This is a genomic window from Fodinicola feengrottensis (assembly GCF_039530045.1).
Classification (GTDB): domain Bacteria; phylum Actinomycetota; class Actinomycetes; order Mycobacteriales; family HKI-0501; genus Fodinicola; species Fodinicola feengrottensis.
The window spans coordinates 234020-257213 of record NZ_BAAANY010000023.1 but is presented as its reverse complement, the minus strand read 5'-3'; the positions used below and the strand labels follow the sequence as shown (position 1 = coordinate 257213).

General features: G+C 60.7%; 27 protein-coding genes. 8 read left to right on the top strand and 19 right to left on the bottom strand.

The annotated features are described in order from the left end of the window. Window positions 1-162 precede the first annotated feature (162 nt). Window positions 163-1131, bottom strand: a complete 969-nt coding sequence (locus ABD301_RS29495) for a zinc-binding dehydrogenase (RefSeq protein WP_344313576.1) — start codon at window positions 1129-1131, stop codon at window positions 163-165. 126 nt (window positions 1132-1257) lie between these two features. Between ABD301_RS29495 and ABD301_RS29490 the strand changes: the two genes are divergently transcribed. From ABD301_RS29490 to ABD301_RS29475, 4 genes are all read left to right on the top strand, one after another. Then, window positions 1258-2787, top strand: coding sequence for an ATP-dependent DNA ligase (locus ABD301_RS29490; protein ID WP_344313589.1), 1530 nt, complete (start codon window positions 1258-1260; stop codon window positions 2785-2787). 453 nt (window positions 2788-3240) lie between these two features. Next, window positions 3241-4278, top strand: coding sequence for a tyrosine-type recombinase/integrase (locus ABD301_RS29485; protein ID WP_344313575.1), 1038 nt, complete (start codon window positions 3241-3243; stop codon window positions 4276-4278). Next, window positions 4275-4487 carry a hypothetical protein gene (locus tag ABD301_RS29480; protein ID WP_163571002.1) on the top strand — a complete coding sequence of 71 codons (213 nt, stop codon included), beginning with the start codon at window positions 4275-4277 and terminating at the stop codon, window positions 4485-4487. Before ABD301_RS29485 ends, ABD301_RS29480 begins: the two co-directional genes overlap by 4 nt. A 325-nt stretch (window positions 4488-4812) precedes the next feature. Continuing rightward, entirely contained in the window at window positions 4813-4989 is a 177-nt protein-coding gene (locus tag ABD301_RS29475; RefSeq protein WP_163571003.1) for a hypothetical protein, read from the top strand. Window positions 4990-5039: 50 nt separating this feature from the next. On the opposite strand, the gene ABD301_RS29470 is transcribed toward ABD301_RS29475, so the two are convergent. The 3 genes from ABD301_RS29470 to ABD301_RS29460 all read right to left on the bottom strand — a co-directional run bounded on the left by ABD301_RS29470 (window position 5040) and on the right by ABD301_RS29460 (window position 7381). Beyond that, window positions 5040-6236, bottom strand: coding sequence for a hypothetical protein (locus tag ABD301_RS29470; RefSeq protein ID WP_344313573.1), 1197 nt, complete (start codon window positions 6234-6236; stop codon window positions 5040-5042). 17 nt (window positions 6237-6253) lie between these two features. Next, window positions 6254-6499: a hypothetical protein gene (locus ABD301_RS29465; RefSeq protein WP_163571005.1), complete on the bottom strand. Its 246-nt coding sequence runs from the start codon at window positions 6497-6499 to the stop codon at window positions 6254-6256. A 591-nt stretch (window positions 6500-7090) separates the two neighbouring features. Beyond that, a complete protein-coding gene (locus ABD301_RS29460) occupies window positions 7091-7381 on the bottom strand; it encodes a DUF6197 family protein (RefSeq protein ID WP_163571006.1) in 291 nt (96 codons plus the stop codon). A gap of 174 nt (window positions 7382-7555) precedes the next feature. Here ABD301_RS29460 and ABD301_RS29455 point away from each other — a divergent pair, with 174 nt between their 5' ends. Further along, a complete protein-coding gene (locus tag ABD301_RS29455) occupies window positions 7556-7693 on the top strand; it encodes a hypothetical protein (protein WP_163571007.1) in 138 nt (45 codons plus the stop codon). 791 nt (window positions 7694-8484) lie between these two features. Here ABD301_RS29455 and ABD301_RS29450 read toward each other — a convergent pair. Further along, the gene (locus tag ABD301_RS29450) at window positions 8485-8865 is read right to left on the bottom strand and encodes a hypothetical protein (RefSeq protein WP_344313570.1); all 381 of its coding nucleotides are present in this window, start codon (window positions 8863-8865) and stop codon (window positions 8485-8487) included. A 2-nt stretch (window positions 8866-8867) separates the two neighbouring features. Beyond that, window positions 8868-9053, bottom strand: coding sequence for a helix-turn-helix domain-containing protein (locus ABD301_RS29445; protein WP_163571008.1), 186 nt, complete (start codon window positions 9051-9053; stop codon window positions 8868-8870). A 118-nt stretch (window positions 9054-9171) separates the two neighbouring features. Here ABD301_RS29445 and ABD301_RS29440 point away from each other — a divergent pair, with 118 nt between their 5' ends. Further along, window positions 9172-9354 carry a hypothetical protein gene (locus ABD301_RS29440; RefSeq protein WP_163571009.1) on the top strand — a complete coding sequence of 61 codons (183 nt, stop codon included), beginning with the start codon at window positions 9172-9174 and terminating at the stop codon, window positions 9352-9354. A gap of 26 nt (window positions 9355-9380) precedes the next feature. After that, window positions 9381-9587, top strand: a complete 207-nt coding sequence (locus ABD301_RS29435; protein WP_163571010.1) for a hypothetical protein — start codon at window positions 9381-9383, stop codon at window positions 9585-9587. A 49-nt stretch (window positions 9588-9636) separates the two neighbouring features. Here ABD301_RS29435 and ABD301_RS29430 read toward each other — a convergent pair whose 3' ends face one another. From ABD301_RS29430 to ABD301_RS29410, 5 genes are all read right to left on the bottom strand, one after another. After that, complete coding sequence (locus ABD301_RS29430) at window positions 9637-10137, bottom strand: hypothetical protein (protein WP_163571012.1); 501 nt, start codon at window positions 10135-10137, stop codon at window positions 9637-9639. Then, on the bottom strand, window positions 10134-10409 hold the full coding sequence (locus tag ABD301_RS29425) for a hypothetical protein (RefSeq protein ID WP_163571013.1): 276 nt from the start codon (window positions 10407-10409) through the stop codon (window positions 10134-10136). The genes ABD301_RS29430 and ABD301_RS29425 overlap by 4 nt, the downstream gene beginning before the upstream one ends. Further along, entirely contained in the window at window positions 10409-10978 is a 570-nt protein-coding gene (locus ABD301_RS29420; RefSeq protein WP_163571015.1) for a deoxynucleotide monophosphate kinase family protein, read from the bottom strand. The genes ABD301_RS29425 and ABD301_RS29420 overlap by 1 nt, the downstream gene beginning before the upstream one ends. 668 nt (window positions 10979-11646) lie before the next feature. Continuing rightward, complete coding sequence (locus ABD301_RS29415; protein WP_163571017.1) at window positions 11647-12591, bottom strand: glycoside hydrolase family 25 protein; 945 nt, start codon at window positions 12589-12591, stop codon at window positions 11647-11649. Window positions 12592-12720: 129 nt separating this feature from the next. After that, the gene (locus tag ABD301_RS29410; protein WP_279581745.1) at window positions 12721-13290 is read right to left on the bottom strand and encodes a hypothetical protein; all 570 of its coding nucleotides are present in this window, start codon (window positions 13288-13290) and stop codon (window positions 12721-12723) included. 261 nt (window positions 13291-13551) lie between these two features. Between ABD301_RS29410 and ABD301_RS29405 the strand changes: the two genes are divergently transcribed. Continuing rightward, window positions 13552-13698, top strand: a complete 147-nt coding sequence (locus tag ABD301_RS29405) for a hypothetical protein (RefSeq protein WP_163571020.1) — start codon at window positions 13552-13554, stop codon at window positions 13696-13698. 187 nt (window positions 13699-13885) lie between these two features. Here ABD301_RS29405 and ABD301_RS29400 read toward each other — a convergent pair whose 3' ends face one another. The 8 genes from ABD301_RS29400 to ABD301_RS29365 all read right to left on the bottom strand — a co-directional run bounded on the left by ABD301_RS29400 (window position 13886) and on the right by ABD301_RS29365 (window position 22404). Then, window positions 13886-14440, bottom strand: a complete 555-nt coding sequence (locus tag ABD301_RS29400) for a hypothetical protein (protein WP_344313567.1) — start codon at window positions 14438-14440, stop codon at window positions 13886-13888. 116 nt (window positions 14441-14556) lie between these two features. Continuing rightward, complete coding sequence (locus ABD301_RS29395; RefSeq protein WP_163571024.1) at window positions 14557-16575, bottom strand: LamG domain-containing protein; 2019 nt, start codon at window positions 16573-16575, stop codon at window positions 14557-14559. Next, window positions 16572-18836: a phage tail protein gene (locus tag ABD301_RS29390; protein ID WP_344313565.1), complete on the bottom strand. Its 2265-nt coding sequence runs from the start codon at window positions 18834-18836 to the stop codon at window positions 16572-16574. The genes ABD301_RS29395 and ABD301_RS29390 overlap by 4 nt, the downstream gene beginning before the upstream one ends. 125 nt (window positions 18837-18961) lie before the next feature. Next, the gene (locus tag ABD301_RS29385) at window positions 18962-19396 is read right to left on the bottom strand and encodes a hypothetical protein (RefSeq protein WP_163571028.1); all 435 of its coding nucleotides are present in this window, start codon (window positions 19394-19396) and stop codon (window positions 18962-18964) included. Between the two features lie 16 nt (window positions 19397-19412). Beyond that, a complete protein-coding gene (locus tag ABD301_RS29380; RefSeq protein WP_163571030.1) occupies window positions 19413-19808 on the bottom strand; it encodes a hypothetical protein in 396 nt (131 codons plus the stop codon). Window positions 19809-19857: 49 nt separating this feature from the next. Continuing rightward, window positions 19858-20901 carry a phage tail tube protein gene (locus tag ABD301_RS29375; RefSeq protein WP_344313563.1) on the bottom strand — a complete coding sequence of 348 codons (1044 nt, stop codon included), beginning with the start codon at window positions 20899-20901 and terminating at the stop codon, window positions 19858-19860. 178 nt (window positions 20902-21079) lie between these two features. Beyond that, entirely contained in the window at window positions 21080-21562 is a 483-nt protein-coding gene (locus ABD301_RS29370; RefSeq protein ID WP_344313562.1) for a hypothetical protein, read from the bottom strand. Next, on the bottom strand, window positions 21559-22404 hold the full coding sequence (locus ABD301_RS29365) for a phage gp6-like head-tail connector protein (protein WP_163571036.1): 846 nt from the start codon (window positions 22402-22404) through the stop codon (window positions 21559-21561). The genes ABD301_RS29370 and ABD301_RS29365 overlap by 4 nt, the downstream gene beginning before the upstream one ends. Window positions 22405-23194 lie beyond the last annotated feature (790 nt).

Sequence of the window (23194 nt, the reverse complement as noted above, 5' to 3'; positions counted from 1 at the left end):
TACATACACTATCAGTATATGTACATAACCCTGAGCTGGTTTTCTTCCTTGACCTCCGCAACGCTAGTCGAACGGGCCTGCTGACCGCTGTCGTCGTCCACAGCGGGCATCGGATGCCGCCAGCGTTATCCACAAGGACGCCTACTGGCCGGCGGCGTCCCGTCAGGGGACGGCGATGACCTTGCCGGTGGCCTGGTTGGCCTCCATGTAGCGGTGTGCTTCGACGATGTCGTCGAGACGGAAGACGCGGTCGATGTTCGGCTGGTACGTCCCCGCGGCGACCTCGTCGAGGATTCGCTGGAGTGCCGACGCGCCGGCGGCGCCCTTGAAATCGTCGCTGTGATAGGCGGTCAGCTTGGTGCCGGACGGGATCATCGCCACTGGTTCGAAGCTCGGGATCGCCCAGCTGCCGCTGAGCATCCCGCTCACGCAGACGGTGCCACCCGCACGTACGAGATGGAGCGAGTCGACGGTGGTCGGGGCACCGACCAGGTCCAGGATGTAGTCCGGTCCGTCCGGCCAGATTCCCCTGACCTGCTCGGCAAGATCGTCGCCGTGGTCGAGGACGACGTGGTCGGCGCCGCCGGCCCGCAGCGCCTTCGACTTGTCCTCACGGCGGGTGGTGGCGGCCGTCTCGACCCCGTGGCCCTTAGCCATCGACAGCGCGGCCATCCCGACGGACGAGGTGCCGCCGCGTACGAGCAAGCGTCCCCCGGCGGCGATGCCGAGCACGTCAAGGGACCCCTGCGTGGTCAGGTACGTCTCCGGCAGCGCGGCGAAAGTCTCCCAGTCCAGGTCGGTGCGGACCGGCATCAACAGCGAGTCGGGCAGCAGCGCGTACTCGGCGTACCCGCCGTCGAACTCGCGACCCATCTCGCCCATGATCGCGGCGACCTTGGCGCCTACCGGCAAAGTCGCGGACTCGGCGATGACGCCGACACACTCGATCCCCAGTACGCGTGGGAAAACCACGTTGGGGGAGTGGCCCTGGCGGGTCATCAGCTCGGACCTGTTCAGTCCGAAGCCTTTCACCTCGATCACACTCCAGCCGTCCTTGATGGCCGGGCGGGGGATATGGCGCACTTCGATGACCTCCGGGTCACCGGCTCGCAGGCAGACGGCGGCACGCATCTGGGCAACTCCTTCTCGCGACTGGCGACGACTGTCGGACCTGCGCGCTACCGTACCGACCATGACCTGGCATTACCTTCTGGCGTACGGGCCCGCGCCGGCTCGTTCGACGGTCGGAGTCGTTGGATGCTGCTGATCAGGCTGGTGGAGACCTCAGCCGCGGTGGGCGCCACCCGCAGCCGGTTGGCGAAGGCGGAGCTGCTGGCTGCGGTGTTGCGCGAGCTGGCACCGCACGAGCGGCTGCCCGCGGTCGCCTATCTGTCCGGTGAGCTGCGGCAACGCCAGATTGGCGTGGGGTGGCGAAGCATTCAGGACGTGCCCTCGCCGGCCGCTGAGCCCAGCTTGACGGTCGCTGAGCTCGATGCCGCGTGTGCCGACATCGGCGAGACTTCCGGTGCTGGTTCGCAGGCTCGTCGGCGGGAGTTGCTCGGCGCTCTTTTCGGCAGGGCGACCGAGGTCGAGCAGGAGTATTTGCGGCGGTTGCTGACCGGGGAGCTGCGGCAGGGCGCGTTGGCTGGGCTGATGGTGGACGCGATAGCCAAGGCGGCCGGGTTGGACATCGGGCTCGTACGACGGGCGGCCCTGCTGTCCGGGGACCTGCGGGCTGTCGCGGCGGCCGGGCTGGGCGGTGGCGCATCGGCTCTGGAGGCGTTCGCGCTCCAGGTCGGGCGGGCGCTGGAGCCGATGCTCGCGGGGACGGCACCGGACATCGACGCCGCGATCGAGAAGGTCTGCCCGGCGGCGGTGGAACACAAGCTGGACGGCATCCGCATCCAGGCGCACCGCGACGGTGAGCGGGTGTGGCTTTTCACCCGCAGCCTCGATGACGTGACGGCTCGGCTGCCGGAGGTCGTCGATTGCGTACGAGCGATGCCGGTCCAGACTGTTGTGTTGGACGGCGAGGTCATCGCACTCGACGAAGCCGGCCGACCGCGCAAGTTCCAGGTGACCGCCAGCCGGACCGGCCAGCGCGGTGACCCGGAGCGCCTGCGTAAGGAAATGCCACTGACCGCCGCTTTTTTCGACATCCTGCACCTGGACGGCGTCGACTTGTTGGACGAGCCGGGTTCGCGGCGCTGGGAGGCGCTGGTTTCGGTCGTCCCGCCGCCGGCTCGGATCAGTCGTCAGGTCGTGGACAACGCGGAGGCCGCCGGTGAGGTTTACGCCCAGGCGCTGGATGCTGGCCATGAAGGCGTGGTGGTCAAGGCCCTCGATGTGCCGTACCAAAACGGCCGCCGCGGCCGCGGCTGGCTGAAGGTCAAGCCGCGGCACACCCTCGACCTGGTGGTGCTCGCGGTGGAGTGGGGTCATGGCCGGCGCCGTGGCTGGTTGTCCAACCTGCACCTTGGCGCCCGCGACGAGGAGACCGGCGAGCTGGTCATGCTTGGCAAGACCTTCAAAGGCATGACCGACGAAATGCTGGCCTGGCAGACCGAAAGACTCCGCGAGCTGGCGGTCGACGAGAACGACTGGGTGGTGCACGTACGCCCCGAGCTGGTCGTAGAAATCGCCTTCGACGGCGTGCAGGGCAGCACCCGCTATCCGGGCGGGATGGCCCTTCGATTCGCTCGCGTGCTGCGTTATCGCGAAGACAAGAAAGCCTCCGAAGCCGACACCCTGCAACTTGTAAGAGAAATTTACGAGGGTCGCTCGTAAATGAGGTCTGTCTCAACTCCACTGGCTATCGAGTATGAAGTGAAGGGTTCTTGAGATCGATCTGGCGGCGACAACCGACCAGCCCCAGAAACCTCACGAGTCGCAAAATTTTCGTCTACGCGCGTCCTCAAACCCACCCCCCACCCGATCTGGGTGGGGGCCAATTTATACAAGGGGGTACGACAGTTCTGCGCCGTTGAGTGACCAACCCGCTAGCTTCCACCCTCACCTCAGGCTTGCTGACCTGCGCAAACACAACCCTCGTCGTAGGCCATCGCGCGGCCCGTTGAGTGACCAACGGGGTCCGAAGAGCTGTGAAGTTATCAATTTGCGTGCCGACAAGGCGGCAGTCGGAAGCATGAGCCGATAGCGATACTCACTAGTAGTAGCCGTACGGACGATGACCGTTAGGACAGCCAACAACCACCAAAAGACTCAATCGAAAAAGCTGTGATGAGGATCATCATCTACTCAGACGCTGCTTGTGCGTCTGAGCCGGTCAAGGCACAGGAGGTAAGCGCGATGGAGCGCGAAAACACAGAGGCCGCTACGTGGCAGCGTCGGAAAAACGATCTAGCGGGCTCGGCGGCGAATGATTATTTCCGCGCCTTGCGGATGCAGCGTCTGTCTACCAACACGATTTATGGCTACCGTCAGGGTTTGCGGAAATTGAGCAAATTCGCTGAATCGGTAGGCACGACGCTAGACGCCCTGACGACCGAGCAAATCGAATGCTATCAGGAAACCCGCGGAGAACTCGGCCTAGCTGACTGCGAGCCTAGTTCGGCGTTCTGGCATCTGGGTATCGGCGTTCGCTACTACCGATGGCTGCAGCGCCGGCATCTCCGGGACGACAACCCCTTTGACGACATCGTCATGCCCAAGGTTCCGAAGGCCGTCCCGCACCCGATGCCCGAGCCGTCCATCATGCGCGCGCTGGAAGCAGCCCCGCCACGGATCCGGATCTGCATCGCCATGGCTCGCGGATGCGGGGCGCGAGCGGACGACATCGCTCGATGCCGCATAGAAGACCTAGAACGGGAAGCCGAGAACCCGACTGCGATACTCCGCGGGAAGTCCAAGACCCGGCACGTGCCGCTGACGCCGTGGCTGCTGGACGAGATAGAACGGTACCTGAACACGCTACCTATCGAGCATCGTACGCGCGGACCGCTGATCCGTAGCCGCGTTTCGCCGTACGGCTCGATCGGGCGGAACTACATCAGCAAACAATGTGGTGCCTTCTTCCGGGATCAGGGTGTCAGCCAGCGGCTGCACGGATTGCGTCATTCGTTCTGTACCACGCTTCGCCAGGGTGGCGCGGACGCCTTCACGATCAGCGAAGCCGCCGGCCACGAAAGCGTGCGCACCTCCCAGATATACACGCAGATAGCTCAGACCGAAGTACGTGCAGCCATGCTGCTCGCACAGCCGCAACCACTCGGCATGACGCGTCCACGAGATTTCGAGTTACGAGAGGATACCGCGTGATGTTTGTTCCTAGGCAACGAATCGACGACGCCTACCGCATTGCGCATCAGCGGCATGTAGTGCTGGTTGCGCTGAAAAAGGCTGGTTGCGAAACGATCGACGAAGCCATTCAGCTCATCAGCGCTCCGTGCCCTGCTGACGCCGCCGAAGCTGAGCGTCGATTTGCCCTTATCCGAATGTTGTCCGACCAGAAAGGCGCACGCCTGTGAGTACCCGCCTAGTCTACCGCGGAAAGCACCGCGCAATCGGACGCTTGAACGCGTTCCTGCTCACATTCAATGCGCTTCTCGTCGGTGCTCGATGACTCGCCGCGGCAAAATACTAGCCGGCCTAGGCGTGTCTCTTGGCGCCTTGGTCGTAGTGGCGTGTGGCGCCGGCTCCCCGAGCGCGAGTCCTGCGCCCACAGCGGCGTCCACGAAGGCCACGGACAGCCGCACAGACAAAGGCTGGACGATCCTGTCTCTGAGCCTCAAGGACGACGGTACCGGCGATTTCGGGGGCACCGCGAGGGTGCGTAACGACAACGGCGGAACGATGTCCGCCACCTTCACGCTCACGGTTCTGAAAGCCGGCAACCCAGTCGCCTCTATGCAGGGAGCATCGGAGAGCGTCGCGGCCGGCCAGACGGTCACCGTGGACTGGGTCAGCCAGGACAAGTACGTTGGCGGTGCTGGATTCACCACCGCATTTCAGTGTGACAGCACGTTCTAGCGGTTAGCGCGAAGCCCCGGCCGCTTGATTGGGTCGGGGCTTTGTGCTGTCTAGTCTGTGAAACTTCCTACAGACGGGGAATCCTCTTGCTGTTGGACGTTCGCGTTGAACCATGCTGCAGCCTCGTCGGACCAATAACCGACCGATGTCAAGAACCCAGGTGCGTCGGCAGCGGCCTTCTTCTTGGACAGCCCGCGATTAATGACCCGCCGCGCATCTTTCAGCGCGGTTTCGGCGACTGCGTGTTTCGCCTCCAGCGCGCGAATCTGGTCCTGCTGAGCAGCGCGCACGCGCTCGTGCTCGGTGATCTGAGCCTGCAGCGCGTCATGATCTTCGCGTACATGGGTCAGATCGGCGAAATTCACTTTGCGCCGTGCCTCCGAGACGGCGATACGGCTCCGAAAAACGTGCGCCTCATTGCGGAACTCGTCCAGATTGACGAGCGCCTGGCGGACGGACTCCACCGGATTGCCGACACAAGCAGCTGCGTACTGCTGGCACAAGTCTTGTATTTCGTCCAGCTTGCGTCCGAGTTCGTCACGTTCGTCACGTGCGGCGAACTTCTCGTCAGCGACCGTTATAACCAGATCGAACAATCGCGTGCATTCCGCACGGGCTTCGTCGGCTTCGGCTTCGGCCAGCGCGCGTCCTTTTTCGGCGTCCCGTGCCTCATCCCGATACGCATCCCACATGACCTGAGCCGCCGTCTTGTCAGCCCTTAGACGTTCGACATCGACCATGGCGGCCACCAGCTCACGTCGCCGAAGGCGCAACTCTTCAAGGACTTTGCCGCCATCGTCGCGGTCGGCGGTGTAGGCGGCCCAGCTGGCCGGGCCTTTGACAACGGCCCACTCCGGGCGGGCTTCGGTTTCGGGCCGTGCGCTTCGGGGCTCCCGGATTTCGCGATATACGCACGTCTCAACAACGTAGGTGCGGTCTTCATCGTTAGTGGTTCGCCAGACAATGAAGTCCACGTCTTGGCCCTGCCAGGCGCCGTCAACGAAACTCACGATCTGCACCCAGGTAGACTCCGGCCATGAGTCACGTCGGACGTACCGCTTACTCGGGTCCAGCACCGTGCCGGCCGGCAACGGCGGACCCGGCGGGGTGATGTCTGTGTAGCCCCAACCGACAGAAGCGTCTGCTCCCATCCAGCTGCCCTCGCGGTCGTACCACCGTCCGTCGGTCTGACGTTCGCGGTACTTGCCCCGATACAGCGCCGTGGTCCCGACCTCGTAGCTCGTCATACTGCCGTCTCCAGTCATCAAAAACTGCCTTCGGCCACGGCGAATACCGTCAGCCCTCGTGCCGCCGCTTCCTCTTGTCTCACACGGAATTTCAGGGCGCTGACCAAGTCCGCTGCGTGGCGGTATGCCTCGACTTTGCCGAAGAGACGCGAACCATCGTTGCCGGCTCCCGCTTCGCGAGACAGGATCAGACTCGCGTCGGCCTTGTCCCTTAGCGTCGCGTCCAGCTCGCACAGCTCGTCAATCAAATCGGTGATGGTCATGCCGCTCTCCGCGTATCGTGAGTGTGATCCGCCGCCCGGCTATCTCGGATGTGTCCCAGGGTGGCGAGTCGGTCAGCGAGTGGCGCCAGGGTGTCGCGGGCTTCGTCTTCGCGTAGCATGCGGCGGAATCGGATAGCTCGCTGAGTCGCCACCTGAACCAGGACGTACATCAAGATGCACGCGAACAGAACGAAAACCGTGCGGCTTGATTGGAATATCTCGAACGTCCATGCCGGTGTATGGTCCCAGAACCACACGTAGATTTCGGTCACGGCACTAACTCCCGCTCCCACGCCTGGAAGTGCTCCGCCACGTCAGCCGGAACCTGGTACGTGACGACCAGAGGGCGCCGTGCCTGAATCGCAGCCCATAGGCGGAGAATCAGCGATAGCGTCATGAGGCCGGCAAATACCACGAGGATTGCGGAAAAGATCATGGCGCACCTTCCCTACGTGTGATGGGTGCGGACGCGACCGTCCGGACATTTGAAATCGGGAGTGCAGATCGACGAACCGGGCGGTAGTGCGTAGCCAGTTTTGATGGGTGGCTTTCCCTTTGCGGCGTGCTTGCAAAGCACGGGAACCAGCGCGGTCACTCCGCAGCCGCTGCGCGCATCGCGGTCACGACTTCGACGTGCGTGTGGGCGTCGTTCCAGTCAGCTATAGCAAGACTGCCGTCGTTGAGCGGAATTCCGGCAAAATCCGCCAGGCGTGCGAAGGCGGCCCGCTGGATTGGCCAGCTGTCGCTGTTTGGAGCGATCCACCGGATAGCCAGCGCGGCACAGAGGCTTCCGCCGGGCGACGGCAAGTCACCCTGCCCGTCCCACCATCCGTGCTTGTCGATCAGGTCGGCGGCTTTTACAAGTACCTCGCTGGGGGTCATGTCGGGTCCTGTCTCTCAAGTGGATACCAGCCAGCTGCGGGAAGCTGTCACCGCAGCTGGCCGGCCATGAGAAGGACTCTACCGGATCATTTTTGATCCGTCAAGGGTTGACAATGATCCGAGAACGGGTATTCTGATCTCAGGACGCAGCGCAGGACGACACAGGGAGTAAAAATGACCGCCACACAGCACACCGCGACCGACGAAGAGGTCCGCTGCGAGGTCACCAGCCGGACCGAGATCCGCGACCTGCCGGTGCTGGAAGATGGCAAGACCTACTGCGTGTCTTGCGGGCAGGACATCGAATGTTGATCCGGCCAATCAGGCGCTCCCGTAATATGGCGGGGCGCCAGCGATAGGGTGAACTATGCTGAACGATGCGGCTATCTGCGAGCTGTGCTTGCAGGCCGAGGGTGAACGATGTGCCGACCCGCTAGCGACCAGCGGGCCGGACACCGTGTACCGTAAGCTTTGCGATCAGTGCTACAACGCCTTAGAAGCCCCCTCTAGAGCGCGCTCTATCGACGCTCTACCGTGGCACAGCCACAAACATCTGCCGGGATTGGCTCGACCCCGAGGCGACGTGTCCGGGCGCGTCTACGACGGTTCGGGTAACGCGTATCGAATCGCCTTCGACGGCGAGGCCGTGACTGTCACATGTGCTACGGGTACGTGGACCCGCTTGTCCCTGCAACCCAACGCAACGCAGACAGCGCGCGAGATTGTACGCGACATTCAGGCATGCGTTGTCGAGCTTCGGGAGGTGTAACTCGGCGCGTGCACGTGCTAACCTGCCGTGCATATGCACGTGCATCGGCACGTGCACGAGCCTGTAAGGGAGTCACGATGACCCTGCCGCTGCCCGCTCAAGTAGCGCTATGCGTTGACTGCTTCAAGCGTCCCGGAAGCTCCACGACCGGCCTCTGTCGCCTGTGCGCGTTGCGGGAGTCGAATCGGGACGTGGCTTCCGAGCTCGACAAGATGCGCGGCGACTCGCGTGGGTGACTGGATCGATCTAATTTACGTGGCTATGACGCTTGTGTTTCTGGCGTTCTGCGTGTGGCTGGCCTACGGTCATCCCGGTCTCTGAGTCGGAGGGGTGCTCAGAGGCCGGGGTCATAACCGGGCCAACGTCGGTCAGACATCGGCAGGCCGTGGTTGCCGTCGTTGTATTTTTCTTTCAGATAGCGCGTGTACTCGGCTACGCGACCCATGTCCGGCTGTAGCGGCGTGGCGGCAATGATCTCATCCAGTTGTTTCTGTACGTTCGGCCACGTCATCCCGCGCGGCACGTCGTAGACCTTGCTGGCTGCCACCTCCCAATGCAGGCCGCGGGCCTCAGCGGTTTTCTGCAGCTGCCCCTGATACCAGCGTCCCCACCCGTCCGGGTCGTTCAGGTCTTTATTGGCGTCGTATCCGCGCCTCGCCATCCGAACGCCCCAGTACTCTCTCGCAACCTCCATTGTGCCGCCCGTGTCAGACATCGTTATCGCTCCCTCAGCTCGTCGACAACCGCGCGGCGGATCACCCAGCCAGCGCTACCCACCTGGCGGGCCGGTAAAAGCCCGTTGTTGATCATCCAGCGGACCGTACGATCGGGCTTGCCGAGCAGGGCCGCGGCCTCGGTGACCGTGACCATGTCCGGCAGCTCAGAATCGTCGGTTGCGGGCATGGGGTAAGCGTACGACGTGCTGCCAGATGCGGCAAGATTAGGTCTTGCCAGGTCCGGCAAGACGAGGTAATGTCGGAGACAGCAAGCACGCAGGTTGACCGTCTAAGGAGTGGTTCAAATGCGAGACATCGAATCGGTCGAACAGCCGTCAGTCGATCACCACATCAACGCGGCCGGCGAAATCTTCTGTGGCGCCGTGTCGTACGATTTCAACCTCCCGTGGTGTGACGTGACCGCCACAACGTGCGTCGACTGCGGTGCCGATGTCCTCCCGCTGGTTAACTTTCTCGCGGCCTTCTGATACCCGATCCGACACAGGGAGCCGAGATGCCGGACACCGCGTACGATCCAGCGCACGCCGCGCTGCATGAGGCGGCGGAGTTGGAGCGACGACGCGACGAGGTCTACGCGTGCTGCGACGTTCTACGCGCCGCCGGACACGCGGAAGCCGCCAGCCTGCTGACGGATCGGGCCGCTCGACACACGGACGAGATCTGCCGGCTCACTGACGAGTACCTCCGCGGCTCGCGTTAAACGACAAAAGCCCCGCAACCCAATCAAGGGAAGCGGGGCTTTCGTGTGTTCATTTGTAGAGCGGCAGCGAGGCGAAATCGCCTGGTGTCACGTCTTGCGGGAGTCGGCCATCCTTGAAGATGATCACGCCGGCGCGGCGGTATGCCTCCGCAGCTAACTGCGAACAGATCATATGGCCCGCCGAGGCGATGTACGCGTCCAGTCGTTTACTTCGGACACCGAGCCGCCGGGCTGCCAACGCGAGGTACTCCAGGTAGCTGTACGGCGTGCCTGCAAGGCCTGGCAGCTCTGCCAGCACCGCGGCACGTTCGTTGTCCGTCACCGGAATGTCGACGTACGCGATCGGACCACGCATCGCGATCTCTGATGCGAGCGACTGGTACGACGCGCCACCGGGATAGGCGGCAAACACCTGATCGTCTTCCGCCAGAATCCAGGTATGCGTATATGTCCAGCCGTTTCCATTCAGGAACTCACCGATGCGGATCAAAAGGCCGACACGGCCTCGTATGATCGATAGCCCGATGGTGCCGGGCTTTGGAGTGGTCACGCGACCGGCGGAACGGCCACCGGCTCAGCCAGCTTCTCCACGGCATCTACCACCGGCACGGGAGCGTGCTTAGTGAACCAGCCTGCAGCGAACACTGCGGCATAGGTGACGCCCGCCAGTACAACGGCGGACAGGTCGCCCTGGATGGTCGCGGGCCACGCGGCAACGAGCGGAATGGAGTCGAGCGCGTACACAAGCACGGCAGCGACAGGCGCAACGATTCCGCCGGTAGCGGCGGCTACGAGAACCTTCGGGTCGGTCGGGTTGGACATCAGAGCGCCTCCACGGGCAGGGCAACTAGCCGGGAACGGATCCCGGTGATCAGGTCTATCGGAGTGCCGTTGTTGTACGTCGGGACGGCGCTGAACCGCTCCGTTAATGCGTCGGCCTCGCAGTCAGCAGGGTTGTCCTTGCGCTCCGCATCGCGGTACATGCGCCAGAACGCGAACCCGCGGGCGTCCAGCGTCGACGCTTCGGGCAGGAAACGGCAATCCGTCACGATAACCGGGCCGCCGGACATCGCGTCGAGACGAGCGGCCGCATGTTGTGCCCACACGTCGGCTCCAAACACGCCGCGAAGCGAGTCGCCGACTGCGTTTAAGAAATGCCGGACTTCCGGAACTTCGTCCTTGGCGCTCTCATAACCGAATGCGTCCAGCGCATCGCAGTAACGCGCTTCCAGCCCGTCTATCACGCCTACCATCGGGTTGAGTAATTTAGCTAACTCGCGCACCGGCTCATTCAGCTGGAATCGTTGGTAGCCGAATTCTTGGACCAGGAAATCAGCGACCGTATCCTTACCGCTTCTGCTGCGGCCGAGCAAGGCAATGTTGGGCAACATGCGAGACTCTCCAAAGGCAGGAAGCAGGAGGCAAGGAAAAGGCTCCCCGGCAATATGCAGCAGGGAGCCCTTCTGTGCACCAGTCTACTCGTCGCGGCAGCTGCCGGCTACCTAAAGTGGCGGGCGGCACATCGCTGTCAATATGTCGAAACAAACGCGTTTCTCTATAGACTGTTGGGGATTTTTTCCTCTAGGAACAACCTAGAAAGTAGTAGTAGATCGACATTCCGACAGGGTTGTGCGGTTGAAATATGTCGGCCGTCACCGACTCGCGTATTGACTTTGGATATTTGTGGCGACGGCCACCGCGCACCCTGTCAACCTGTCGAAAATCGACATGATCCCAGGTTGGTTTAGAAAAAACGTAGGGTATCGAATCGAGTCAGTAGCTTCATGCAACTCGACAGTTCGACAGCCGCGTAATCAGGCCAACACAAACAGCTACCGCAGTAAACCAATCAGGCCACCTACGGTACCCGCGAGAAGCCCGAGACAGCCACCGACAACAGCTAACCAGATCTGCCACCGGCGACCGGCTGTGGCTTCCAAATGCTTAAGGCGCGCTTCGTGATCGGTTTGCGTGCTAACGAGAGTGTCTAGTTTCTGGTCGAGTAAAACCAGCATCTCGTACAGTTCTTTGAAACCGATGACGTAGCCATTAGGAAGACTCACGACACGTGTACCTGCCCCTGCAGTGTCGCCCACAGATTCGCCCAGTCCCCTGAGTCGCCGCCAGGCCGCACGCCGCCGTGACGAGCTCCCCAAGCGGACAGCGCGTTGAAATGCGCACGGCCGTATGTGTCGCCCGCGACGATCCCAAACTCGTTAGCCCACGTACCGGTTGAGTCCCACGGAATCGCGTTGAAGAGATCGTAAATGTAGTTCGCCCAGTCGCGGGTGATTCCGGTCTTGTCGTTTGCGCAGTGGTCTGCGGGTACCCGGCGCATGTCTGCGGTGGTTGGCTGAGTTGAGCTCGGGTACGGACGCTTCTCCAGAGCCAGTACGGGGGCACGACCCTGGACCCAGACCGTATTGTCGACGTTGTCCACCGCGCGCCAAGGCGAGCTCGGCAGCGGCCCGGATCCACCGATGGTCATCTCTGACAGCGGCGTGTAGGCAATATCAAGGTCGGGGTCACCTTGGTGCTGCCAGATGTCACAACTTACGCCGGGACCGCTAGCGCTGTACCTGGCGATCCACAGCCGTTGTCCGGCTTGGCGCCAGCCGCGGCCAGATTGCAGCTCGCCCTGATAGCGGGACAGGTCGACATACACGCCCGGCCAGTAGCCGGTGCGCGCGTGGTAGCGCTGACAGAACGCATTCAGGAAGCCGATGCCGAGTCCGTCAACCTCGTAATCCAGGAAGCCGGGCAGGTCGCCCTTGAGCGGAGCGCCGACTGACAGGAAGTTGTCGGCCTGCTGTGCGCCGTCGCCAGGCTGGGCGAAGTGATACGCGCCGAACACCTTACCCGCAGCGCGTGTCGCGTTGGCGCGAGCGGTAGCGCCAGGCGAGACATAGCTAGCGCCTTCGGTGTACTTACCGATCAGAAAATCGTAGGCGCCGTAGTTGACTCCGCTATCGTACGAAGAGATATCGCGGCCTTGAGCGGTCACGCGGACACCTCCGTACGTTTGTGAGCGGCTTCACGGGTGTCTTCCGGCGGTGGAGTCAGCGGCTGCAGCTGGCTGGCGTCCGGAAGTACGGGGAGATCGGGCTGAGTCACGGGCGCCTCTCGTGGCGAGTTAGTTGCCTATACGAACAATCTCAATGAACGCGTTGTGGGGCATGTCTATTGTCGAACCCGATGATTGTGTCGGGAAGAGTTGTACGTAGTCGTTCGCGGCCATCTTGATATCCGTGGAACATCGTTCCGAACACGCTATAGCAAACTGCATGTTGGTTGTGGTAGCGGACTGTTCCATGTCGTAATCCACCAGCGTCGTGCCGTTTTGGCGAACCAGAATGCACCTGTAACCGGCCACACTCACCGAGCCGTCCCAGTCGCCGCCTGCACATACCTCGTAGGTTCCCGCAACAGGCGCGATAAGCCGATCGTACGGAGCGGAACCAGTCGTCATTGACCCTGTGTAGGTTGACGCGTAGGTCAGCGTGTCGAACGTTTGAACAGTTGAGACAGTTGTGTGCAGCGTTCCAACAGCTTGCGATGTACTCGGAGCGCCGATAATAGCGTTGTCTAGCCGAGCCGCCGGAATTCCGTACAGGGCCAAATATTGGTCACGCAGCTCCGCGTTTAACACTGCGGCAGTCAGCGCCTGTGCTGATGTCCACGTGACAGGCGTTCCTACCGTCATTAGGACACCTTCTTGATAGCGAACCAAATGTAGGGAGTTCCGAATAAATAAGTCAGCGTGTTTGATGAGTTCTGCGCTATGCCGGTCTGCAGCGTAGTTCCTGCAATCAGCGGCGTCGTGAAATCCACGTATGCGGTGCACGGTGCGCCATTGTTCCAGCGGCAGAAATCCCAAACCATAGCCTGCGGGTCGCCGTAGATTCCAGTGATGGCTGACCCTATCGAGCTGCCGCCTGTAATGAACGTACCGAATGCTTGGTATATGCCGAGATACCGAAACCCCGATGAAGCGGCCGCCAGGTACGCCCATGACATGCGGGCCCGGATCCGGTATGTGCCCGATATTTGGATTGTGAATCCGGACCCGGACGGGTCGGCCATCGTCGATCCGTCGTACGCATCGTCGTAGACCGCTGGCGTGTTCCACGCCAGCACCTGCGGCTGTGTCGACGACGCGATAGTGTTGGTCGTGGTGCGGGTAAATTTAGCGCGCGGTGGCTGGAATCCGGCCCGTAGCGCGGTCCGGACGTCGGTGTTGTTTTTGACTGCCGTCAGCTGATCGTTCGGTAGGTACGTCCCGGGAGTTATAGGGCTTGTCATGACCGCACCCACTCTGCCGCTAAGAACGTCGTGAACCCTGATGCCAACGTAGCCGCGGCTGAGCTGTTCTGGTTGACGACGTAATCCAACAGCCGATTACCGCTATCCTGTCCGGCGAACAGCTCTATTTGATCGCCCTGGATGAGGCGCACAAACACGGCACGGGCCCGCACCGGCTGGACTATAGCGGTACCGGAGGTAGTCAAGGGCGCATCCTGGTCCCACCCTGGGAACTGAACATCGGTAGGCGGACCACTCTGTCGGTCAGACAAAAACTGCCCTGAATGGTTGATGCCATAAGCGACGTTTCTTGTCCCCACGAACGGCGTTGCGTTGCCTGGGAAAATATTAGTGACATCCCAGAAATGGGCGGCCCGCAGCCGATACACCCCTGGAATGTTGCACATCAGGCTAGATCCGTACGCCATCTGCGAACCGTCGAACGCATAATCGTATGCGACGGCATCGAAAATGACGTTGCATAGCGTGACGGGCGAGGGGCGGATGTTGGAGAAATTAGCGTCGTTCCACATGGTGACCTTAGTTTTCACCAACATAGCCCTAGGACGCCCGAGAAGCCCGTTGCTTTGGTCTCTGGTCTCGGCGTTCCATTTGGTCGCCGTGATTTTGTCGTTTGTTGCCCACGTGACAGGAGAACCTACCGTCATCAGAATCCCAATCTAGCCGACGAGGTATCTAGTTCGTCCGATCCCGCAACGCCGACTGTGTACACCGTTGTCTGCGGGACATTAGGCACCACGGTGAACAGAACGACTTGTTTATCTATGGACCACGTTTCGGAAATACCTTCGACAGCCATGATCCCGAAAACATAGCCTGTCGTAAGATTCGTGAACTGCGTTTGGTCCAGCAGTTTTGCCGCAAGTACCGCGGCCCGAATTGACGGCTGGGTTAACAGATCCACAGTGATCTGTGGAATGCGAATCAGCGGGTTGGACTGCCCATTGATGATCCACCGAGAGGTTTCATCGCCGTTGGTCGGGGAGGCACTTACGGTAGTTACCGAGGCCTGATAGGTCCCATTAGCCGCTACCGAAGCGTTGTTAACTGCTCGCGAAGACGAGCCCGTACCGGTGGTGGTCGTGACGTCATTAATCAAACGCGAGTCGTCGAGAATAGGTACCACGTCACCGACACCTACGTTGCCGGACCCTGGCGAGGCGTCCAGCGTCAAGACGGGTGACGTGTAGCGATGTCCGCGGGAGTAGAACGTGGGCAGTCCTGAGGGGTCGATAAAGAATAGACCCTGTTCTGTCGTTTCCAACGCGTGAATCAGGTTTAGCGCCGTATCCGCTGATTGGTTAACCACCGGCGTGCCGCTGGCTTCCATTGCCGAGCTTGCGGACTGGTCCCCAAATCCCGCGTACTTAATGATTCGAACAGCTCGGTTGCGCAGGGACTCGCCGTAAAAGCCATTGCGGCCGGCTAAATGATGTTGCATCAAACGCGTCTGGCTCAGATTGGTCTGATAAAGCGCGACGTGGGCAACCGATCCGTCCAATAGAGCGCCACCAAACGCCGGCAGCCCCGCTATCTGCAGCTGAGATAGTGTCTTTACGGTGGCGGGGGGCTGAGAGAGGGGGACGAAGCTGCCGACGCATCCCATCATGTGCCCGTTTTGATAGAAGGCTGCCGACGCGGCCGTCGTACCTCCGTCGCTGACTACCGCGAAGTGATACCAAATGCCGGGTGTCAGATGGCCACCTAGGCCGCGGGCCTGTGTGGTGGACGTTCTGTCGCCGCATGCCAGATATGTCTGAGCGGTTCCGTAGTTGGTGTATGGGCCGCCTGACACGAATGGCGAAGGACCGTTGGGTCCCTGGTAGAATCCTCCGATTAGGTTCTGGCCGTCCACCATCATCGCGCCGGTATAGAACAGGCTCGCCCCGTCGTAGTTTGGATACGTCTCGCCGTAGTTTCCGTCTACGTTGATCTTCATCCACCATTCGAGGGTGTATGAGTGACCGTTGCCGATAGTCAACGGCGAGGTTAGGTTAGTCTGAAGATACTTCCCGAACGGGTTTGCGTATCCTTGCGAGTAGTCAGGGGTAAAGTTCGGAGCACTCTCGCCTGCGGCGGGCGGCCCTGTCGTTCCGCCTGGGTCTAATCCACCGCTCGGCCCGATCGAATACACTTGCAGGGGAGGCTGCAGGTTTCCGGATTGGTCCGCGAACCCCGTTGCGTCTTTGCCGTCGTCCATCGGGTAGTACGCTAGCGGACCATCCTGCAAAATCTCCTCGTGCAGAAACGATCTAATCTGCCGGAATCGCTGCATTCGATGCAGCACATCTGTCGCGGTTGCCGCTACCGTCTTGTACGAATTGGGACCTGAAACGTCAACCGTCCACGAATCTACCAGTCCGGTGAACCGCGGCGAGCTGATGCCTGCCCCAGCGTCTACTATCGTGAACCTGATCCACAGCGGAATCTTGATGTTCGGGTAATACGGTGATCCACTGTTCCCCGGCGTGAACCGACCATCGACGTTATCCAGAACACACGCAAACGTAGACGGCGTTACCGCGCTCTGTTCGTCAGCACGGCCGCGGGTGACCGTGCACTGCTGGTCCCACGCCACATAAGCAGAGATGTCTATCCAGCCGCTGGTCGGGGCGGCTGAATAGGTGGTTGAGGCGTTGATCTCAAGCTTAGGACCCAGGCTCACGCTAGACCTCCAGTGGCCTGCCCTGTGCGACGGTTGTACTTAACCAACGCGCGCACCAATACTTGGCTATCGAGATTGAAGTTAACCGGGATAGTCACGACCTCGCCGTTAGAGGAAGCGCCCGCCACGCCGAACCCGCCAGCCAGACCGCCAGCGCCAGAGGCACTTGCCGGCAGCGCGGCATCGGCCATCCGAGAGGCTGCGCCCACGATGAGGTGCATGTTGTCGTCGACGCCCTTGGCGATTCCAGCCGGCAGCCATTTACCGACTTTGTCCGCGGCTTCGGTAGACGGAGAATGGATACCTAGAGCGCTGGTCATGCTGTTAATGATGTTGCTGGCGAAGCTGCTTACTTGGTTCCACAGCCAACCGCCCATGCCGGCGATGCCGTTCCACAGTCCGATGACTATGTTGCGGCCGATATTCCCTACGCCGGACACTATTCGGTTGAATATGGCTAGGATGTTGTTCGGCAGGTTTACGATAGCGCTGACAACAAAGCTGACAGCCTGCCGGATACCGGTCGGCAAAGTCACCGTAAAGAACCGGATCACATCCAGGATGATGGACGCGACGCCCCTACTGAATCCTTGGAACAAATTCCATGCTAACTGAATTGGCGCCCAGAAAAACGCCATGCCGATCTTGATCCAACCAGGCAAAGTCACGGTGAAGAACGAACCGATGGCGGCACCAATAACCTGGATGTCTTTCCAGAACGCTTGGAAAGTGCCCGAGATTACCGGCCAAACAGCCGCCCACACGTCTTGGAACCAGTGGGTTTTGGTGGCTATAAGCACGATGATCGCTACCAGGGCGGCGATAGCAATAATGACGAGGCCGATGGGGTTAGCGTCCATGGCCGCGTCAAGCACCCATTGGATAGCCGCCCACGTGGCGGTGGCGGCCTTCACGACGCCCTGCCACACCACCTGAGCCGCTATCGCGACTTTCGAGGCCACCATCATCGCGGTGTTCTTCACCCACGCCAGCGAGTTCTCAGCGACCGTTACGGTCAACGATGCAACGGCGCTGGCCGCAGAGGCAATGTTGGAGCCCATCGTTACGAATCCAGAACCCATATTGGCAGGCAGCCGCGCGGCGAATCGGCCGATTGTTCCGCCGAGCTTGCCAATCTTGGTTGCGGCCTTATCTACGCCAGAGCCAATCTTTCCCACGATTCCGGACGAGATAATCTGCCCCGCAATCAGGACCGGCGGACCTGCGGCCGTTAACGCGGGGCCCCACCTGGCACCAACCTGGTTGAAGGTGTTTTCCACCTGGGTCCTGAACACTTTGAACTGTCCAGCGAGACCGACAACCGACGCTGAGGCCTGTCCTTGTGCAGCGTTGCCCAGCTTATTAAGGGCATCGGTACCCTTGCTGGCTGCCGCAGTGACTCCCGCTTGAGCGATGGATACGGCCTTGGCGGTTGTAGCCACCTTCGTCTGAGCCGCCGAAACCGCTTCGTGAGCGTTGCGCAGCGCGATTTGGTTTGCTATTGAGATTTTCTTTTTGCCGGCATCTACCGCTTCCAGGTCGGAAAGTTTTTGCTGTGCGGTACTGACCGACGTAATCGCCGCGGCATGTGCCTTGGTCGCGGACGCCAGCAGCTTGCCTGCGTTAGCGGTGGAAGCCACCTGGATACCGAACTCTTTGAGGATCTTGGTATTGCCGTTGTACGCCTTACCCACAAGATCCGCGGCAGCCACTAGGCTGATGTGCTTTTTGGCCGCTATATCAGACGCAATAGAGAGCGCATTCAAAGCCTTTTCAGGATTGTGCATGGCGAGTGTCAAGCTGCTCAAGGCGCCTTGAGTTTGGGCAGCGTCGTTGCCGAATTTGGCTTGAGTCGTGATTGCACTTTCGATCTTGGGTTCTAGTTCTTCCCAAGAACCGCCCATGTTTTCTATGGAGGTTTTGAGCTGCGCCTGAGCCTGGACGTCGGCGGCACTTGATGTCACCATCAACGCCCCAGCCGCAGTGACGGCACCGCCTACTGCCGTTATTACTGTGCCCGCCGAGCGGCCATGTTCCGCGAGGTGATCAAAGCCCTCGCCTAGAATATTAAGGCTCTCAGCTATGGGACCTAGGGCTCCGCCGAACGACGAGCCTAGCGTTTTGCTTAAGCCGCTAAACGCCTTGCCGATTTTGCCGGCGGTGTTGGAGGATGATGTACCTAGCCCCTCCACGGCCTTGGTGCCGTTGGACATGTCGCCAACGACTTTAACCTGCACAGTTCGCGACAGAACAGAAGGCATAACGCAAGCTCCCTAGCTTATGGGCTTATTCGCTTCGACGTATGCGTCTATGCCGTCTAGAAGGTGAAAGAAATCGATAATCCGCAACTTGTCGACCGCATCAGGCTGTACGTGACAGACGTGCGTTAGTCCGAAGAAGTACTCGGCTCGGAGGTCTCGGAGGCTTTTGTCCGCGCGCTTGTGGACGATGAAGCGTTCAGGTCGGGTTGGCCTTTTGGGTCATGGGAACACGCCGCATCGCCAATCAGGCCGTCGTCGTCGCACAGTCGGCAGCGTTCGATAAGCTCCGCCGTATATTGACGTTCCGCGGCGTTGATAGCGTTACTGAACGCGTTTACTTTGAAGTTGAGGTCTTGAATGTTGCATTGCTCGCCGTTCTGATTCTTCATCAGCCACATGAGTGCTTGCCACGCGTGCACGTCGACCTCTTGAATACCGTCGTTGAACGCCTTCAAGGTCATCCCCGTGCCGTACTGAATCGCGATGCCCTGCTTGACGTCAATATCTTCCGGGTCGAAGTCGTACGTTTTGCCTTCCCAGTCAACCTTGTATTGCGGCAAAGCGCTCTCCCTTGATCTACTTGAATCCTGCGTTGCGCATGACTGCGTCGATGACTTTGGCGACTTCTTCAGCAACCGCATCCGCATTGTCGTTAGCGGCTTTGGCCAGATATGGTTTCGCCGCTTGGTCAACCCAGACCTCAGATTGTCCGTACACCGGGTGCCTGAACACGGCGCCTTTGGTGCCCTCGAAGGCGGCCGCGTGTGGGGCAGCGTCGCCCCCGGCCCGGACGGTGACGGACTGCGCACCTCCGCTGACCTTTATCGACTGGGGAATTCGAGTCGACCAAGACGCGTTAGATGCCGCGGCGGCGGCCACGATCTGACCGGCGCTGCGAAGACCTTTAGCTAGTTCCTTTGGAGACGAGCCGACAGCCGTTTTAAGGTCCCTGGCTAAGTTGCGCAGATCCACGACCTGAGCGGACAGCGAGCCGTGGATGACAGTTCGCGGAGCCGCCATATTAGACCGCGGTGTCGGTGGAGATATACGTGATCTGGATCGGGTTGTTGACCTGGTCGTCCAGACCCGTGAACGGCATCGTCATGCTGAGAACGTCCGGACCACCGATCTTCGGGGTTTCGCCATCGAAGTGGATGTTCGGGATGATGATGTCCAACGTGTAGTTGCTGGCGCCGATCGACGGACCGACGAATGACACTTCGAGGGCCACGGCAGCGTCGGACGTGAACAGGTCGTATACCGCAGCCTGCGTAACAAACTCGACATCCAGCTGGCCAGTCAGCGCGTGAGTGGCGTTTTCGATCTGCTCGGCCTTGCGCCCGTTCGAGCCGTAGAAATAGCGGTCTGCCTTGAACGGGTTACTCTGCTTGATGCTGCAGTTGGTGACACTGGCGATGTTCACGCCGCTGGCGACGGACGTGACTCCCGACGTGGTGGTGGCGGTGCCGCCGAGCAGTAGGTTTGCTTGCGCAAAATGGAACTCGCTAGCCACCGGGTACGACGCGGTTGCCAGCGCCGGACCAGCCGGCGACGTGTTGGGATTGAGCTCGTCCCACGCGTCCACGGTCAGCTTGAGGGTGGCGATCTCCCCTTCTTTACACGAAATCTCCCAGTCGGAGAACTTGACTCCCGTGTATGTGATGGGGATGACGGTTCCGTTGGTCTGGGGGACACCCTTTTGGACCGTCATCGTTTTGCCCTGTAGCGAGCCCGGGGCGTGCACTTGCTTGTACGCGCCGGTTACGCCGATCTGGACGGCCGTAGCCGAGAAGGACCCCAGCATGTTTTGCAGGAGCAGCCCGAACCCCTTGTTAGCCACGTTAAGGTCGAAGCCGCCATTCACGTCGCGCTTAACGTATGCGCGTCGTGCCGCCCGATCATACTGGCCACCCGCGTGAAGGCCTTTGCCCTCGACCACGGTCTTTTTCAGCTCGTGCGTCTCTGAGTTGAACTCGAAAAAACGCATACCTGAGGTGGTTGGCGTGCCGGGGGTGACTTCTTGTGCGACGCCAATTTGAGCGCTTAGCCCAGAACCGATCGGCATAGTTACTCGCTTTCCGAGCTAGTGGACTGCTCGCCGGCAACCGGAAAGCCCTGGTCTGCGAGAGACGCCGCGGCGTTCTCGTCGGTCACTTCGAATTCGGCTCCGGGATCGACTCGTAGACGCAGAGACGGAAAGACGAGCTCGTTACCGGTATGGTTGATGAATCGCATTTGTTCCCTTACGCGCGAGCCCGGACTTTGATAGTGAAGTGATGGAGAAGTGACGTGCCCTGGTTGCTTTGCTGCTGCCAGACAACTACGTCGCTGATTGCGAGCCATAAGACGGCGGACCCCGGCGGGCCTTGCCAAGAATTCGCGTCACGCAGAGACTGGACAATCAAGCCCGTCAACATCTTCGCTTCCGCCCGACGAGTCCGCAGGCTATGATCGCCGCGGCGAACCTGAAGTACGCACGGAATTTCGATCGTTTCATCGCGATTGTTTGAGGTGGGGTTGCCTAAGAACGCCCAGTCTTCCGGGGCTTTGGCCGAGTCTGCTTCCGCAGGCAGGTTCCCGTCCCACCCGACGTACAAAAGCATCGGCTGGGATACGTCGGTCAGCGGTGGTCCGTCGACAATGTAGACCGGAAGATCGGCCGGCCATTCGATTGCCGAGAACGTATCGACAAGCCAATCAAGTACGTCGAATATCTGCGTGCTCATGCGATGCCCGGCACATTCATGCCGTCCAAAATGAGCAGTTCTTTGGCCCGATTAGGGATGCTGTACGGACTGCCTTGGATGACTAGCTGACTGGTGTCGCCAGGAAAAGGAAGGCCGCCACCACCGTTTTGGGTCTGCCACAAATGCTGACCGATGATCATCCCGGCTAGTTTCGCGTTATCCGGAATTGCGGAGCGGCCAGCCGTGTAGGTGATGACGCCCGACTGAACCCAATTCAGATTGACAGACACCGACCCGGTCAAGGTATCTACGGTTACCTGAGTCGGGTCGGATACATTGACCACTGAGCCGTTGTCCGGCACGATTGAGACGACAGACACGAGTGGCGACTTACGCGGAACGATTACTCCGCCAAAACCTACGCCTTGGTAGCTCGTGAAGCGCTCGGAGAAGGTTTTGACGCTGATCGGTCCGATAAAGAACTCGACGATGCGGGTAGCGGCTCCGAGATATGTGCGCAGCTCGCCATCGTCCAAGTAGTCAGAGTTAATGGCCGGGTTTCTGTTCAGCTGTTCTTTGAACTCTTCCAGCGACGCGACTTGGACAGCGAATGGCGCAACCGAAAATTGACCCGGCTCCGCTGCGACAACCGTCCCGGTACTGACCCACGAATATGTGTATGTGCCGGCGAGCGTTGCCACTGTCGTAGCTTGATATTGTCCAGATCCCGTTACGCCAACGTGCGCAACCGCCGGGGTGTCGGTGGTTGAATCAGGACGAGTGACTGTCAGCGTCGGCGTTGGCGTTGCGTCGACCGGTGTCCCTGTGTTGTCGCGAACCGTGGTCGCTAGACTTACGGCGTCGCCGATGTCGTATGGCATTCAAGCAACCCCGATGCGGTTGTGTTGGCTAGGCCAGAACGTTCGGCTCGGCCAGAAAAAGTAGGTGAGCTTGATCGAGGCTGTAAGGAGCCTCCGAAAGGTCCGGCAGCCACAACCCCGTTGGGGGCGGACAGTTGAATCTCAGCGGGTTGTCCGAGTACGACTGCGATCGCCGAAACAGATCCGGCAGGTGCCGCAACGAAATCCGCTGCGGGAACTCCTGAAATTCGAACGGCGCTGATAATTACGCCAGGCAGGGCTATTGACCCGATACCGGCAACCGGCCCACTGACCGATCCGCCAGCCGCGACCGTTCCGACAGGCGCTGCCGCAGAGACATTCGCAGTCGCGCCTGAGATCGTGGCCGCCGCGGTTGCCGAACCCGCAAGGGCGGATACCACGATGCCCGAGACCGGACCGAGTATCGAGACGCTCGCGTTGATTAGGCCGGACGGCGCGTGCAATGCGGAATCAGCTGGGGCTGCTGTCAAAGCCGCGCTGCCGGACGCTGCCCCAGCGGGTGCCGAAAGCTGTATCGCGGCTAGTGTGCCTGGTACCGCAGATGCTGCATTTGCGACGCCCGCTATTGCGGAGACCGCAATGCTGGCAACTGCACCGGTCAGCGCGGAACCGGCGCTTACTGAGCCAGTTGGCGCGGCCACGGCAGAGTCGGCGTCGCTGCCCGTTACCGAGGCAGGAGCCGCTCCGGAAGCACTTCCAGATGGGGCAGCCAAGCTGATGGCCGAGACAGTGCCGACAAGCGCTGTAGAGGCTTTCGGAGTTCCTGCGG

Excerpts from the sequence above, each read along its gene's own strand:
- ABD301_RS29375 (WP_344313563.1), bottom strand. The coding sequence starts at position 20,901 with ATGCCGATCGGTTCTGGGCTAAGCGCTCAAATTGGCGTCGCACAAGAA.
- ABD301_RS29435 (WP_163571010.1), top strand. The coding sequence starts at position 9,381 with ATGCCGGACACCGCGTACGATCCAGCGCACGCCGCGCTGCATGAGGCG.
- ABD301_RS29425 (WP_163571013.1), bottom strand. The coding sequence starts at position 10,409 with ATGTCCAACCCGACCGACCCGAAGGTTCTCGTAGCCGCCGCTACCGGC.
- ABD301_RS29460 (WP_163571006.1), bottom strand. The coding sequence starts at position 7,381 with ATGACCCCCAGCGAGGTACTTGTAAAAGCCGCCGACCTGATCGACAAG.
- ABD301_RS29455 (WP_163571007.1), top strand. The coding sequence starts at position 7,556 with ATGACCGCCACACAGCACACCGCGACCGACGAAGAGGTCCGCTGCGAG.
- ABD301_RS29445 (WP_163571008.1), bottom strand. The coding sequence starts at position 9,053 with ATGCCCGCAACCGACGATTCTGAGCTGCCGGACATGGTCACGGTCACC.
- ABD301_RS29365 (WP_163571036.1), bottom strand. The coding sequence starts at position 22,404 with ATGCCATACGACATCGGCGACGCCGTAAGTCTAGCGACCACGGTTCGC.
- ABD301_RS29410 (WP_279581745.1), bottom strand. The coding sequence starts at position 13,290 with ATGACGGTAGGAACGCCTGTCACGTGGACATCAGCACAGGCGCTGACT.
- ABD301_RS29490 (WP_344313589.1), top strand. The coding sequence starts at position 1,258 with ATGCTGCTGATCAGGCTGGTGGAGACCTCAGCCGCGGTGGGCGCCACC.
- ABD301_RS29465 (WP_163571005.1), bottom strand. The coding sequence starts at position 6,499 with ATGACCATCACCGATTTGATTGACGAGCTGTGCGAGCTGGACGCGACG.
- ABD301_RS29390 (WP_344313565.1), bottom strand. The coding sequence starts at position 18,836 with ATGCCTTCTGTTCTGTCGCGAACTGTGCAGGTTAAAGTCGTTGGCGAC.
- ABD301_RS29470 (WP_344313573.1), bottom strand. The coding sequence starts at position 6,236 with ATGACGAGCTACGAGGTCGGGACCACGGCGCTGTATCGGGGCAAGTAC.
- ABD301_RS29450 (WP_344313570.1), bottom strand. The coding sequence starts at position 8,865 with ATGTCTGACACGGGCGGCACAATGGAGGTTGCGAGAGAGTACTGGGGC.
- ABD301_RS29405 (WP_163571020.1), top strand. The coding sequence starts at position 13,552 with ATGCCGAGATACCGAAACCCCGATGAAGCGGCCGCCAGGTACGCCCAT.
- ABD301_RS29495 (WP_344313576.1), bottom strand. The coding sequence starts at position 1,131 with ATGCGTGCCGCCGTCTGCCTGCGAGCCGGTGACCCGGAGGTCATCGAA.
- ABD301_RS29440 (WP_163571009.1), top strand. The coding sequence starts at position 9,172 with ATGCGAGACATCGAATCGGTCGAACAGCCGTCAGTCGATCACCACATC.
- ABD301_RS29370 (WP_344313562.1), bottom strand. The coding sequence starts at position 21,562 with ATGAGCACGCAGATATTCGACGTACTTGATTGGCTTGTCGATACGTTC.
- ABD301_RS29420 (WP_163571015.1), bottom strand. The coding sequence starts at position 10,978 with ATGTTGCCCAACATTGCCTTGCTCGGCCGCAGCAGAAGCGGTAAGGAT.
- ABD301_RS29485 (WP_344313575.1), top strand. The coding sequence starts at position 3,241 with ATGAGGATCATCATCTACTCAGACGCTGCTTGTGCGTCTGAGCCGGTC.
- ABD301_RS29475 (WP_163571003.1), top strand. The coding sequence starts at position 4,813 with ATGTCCGCCACCTTCACGCTCACGGTTCTGAAAGCCGGCAACCCAGTC.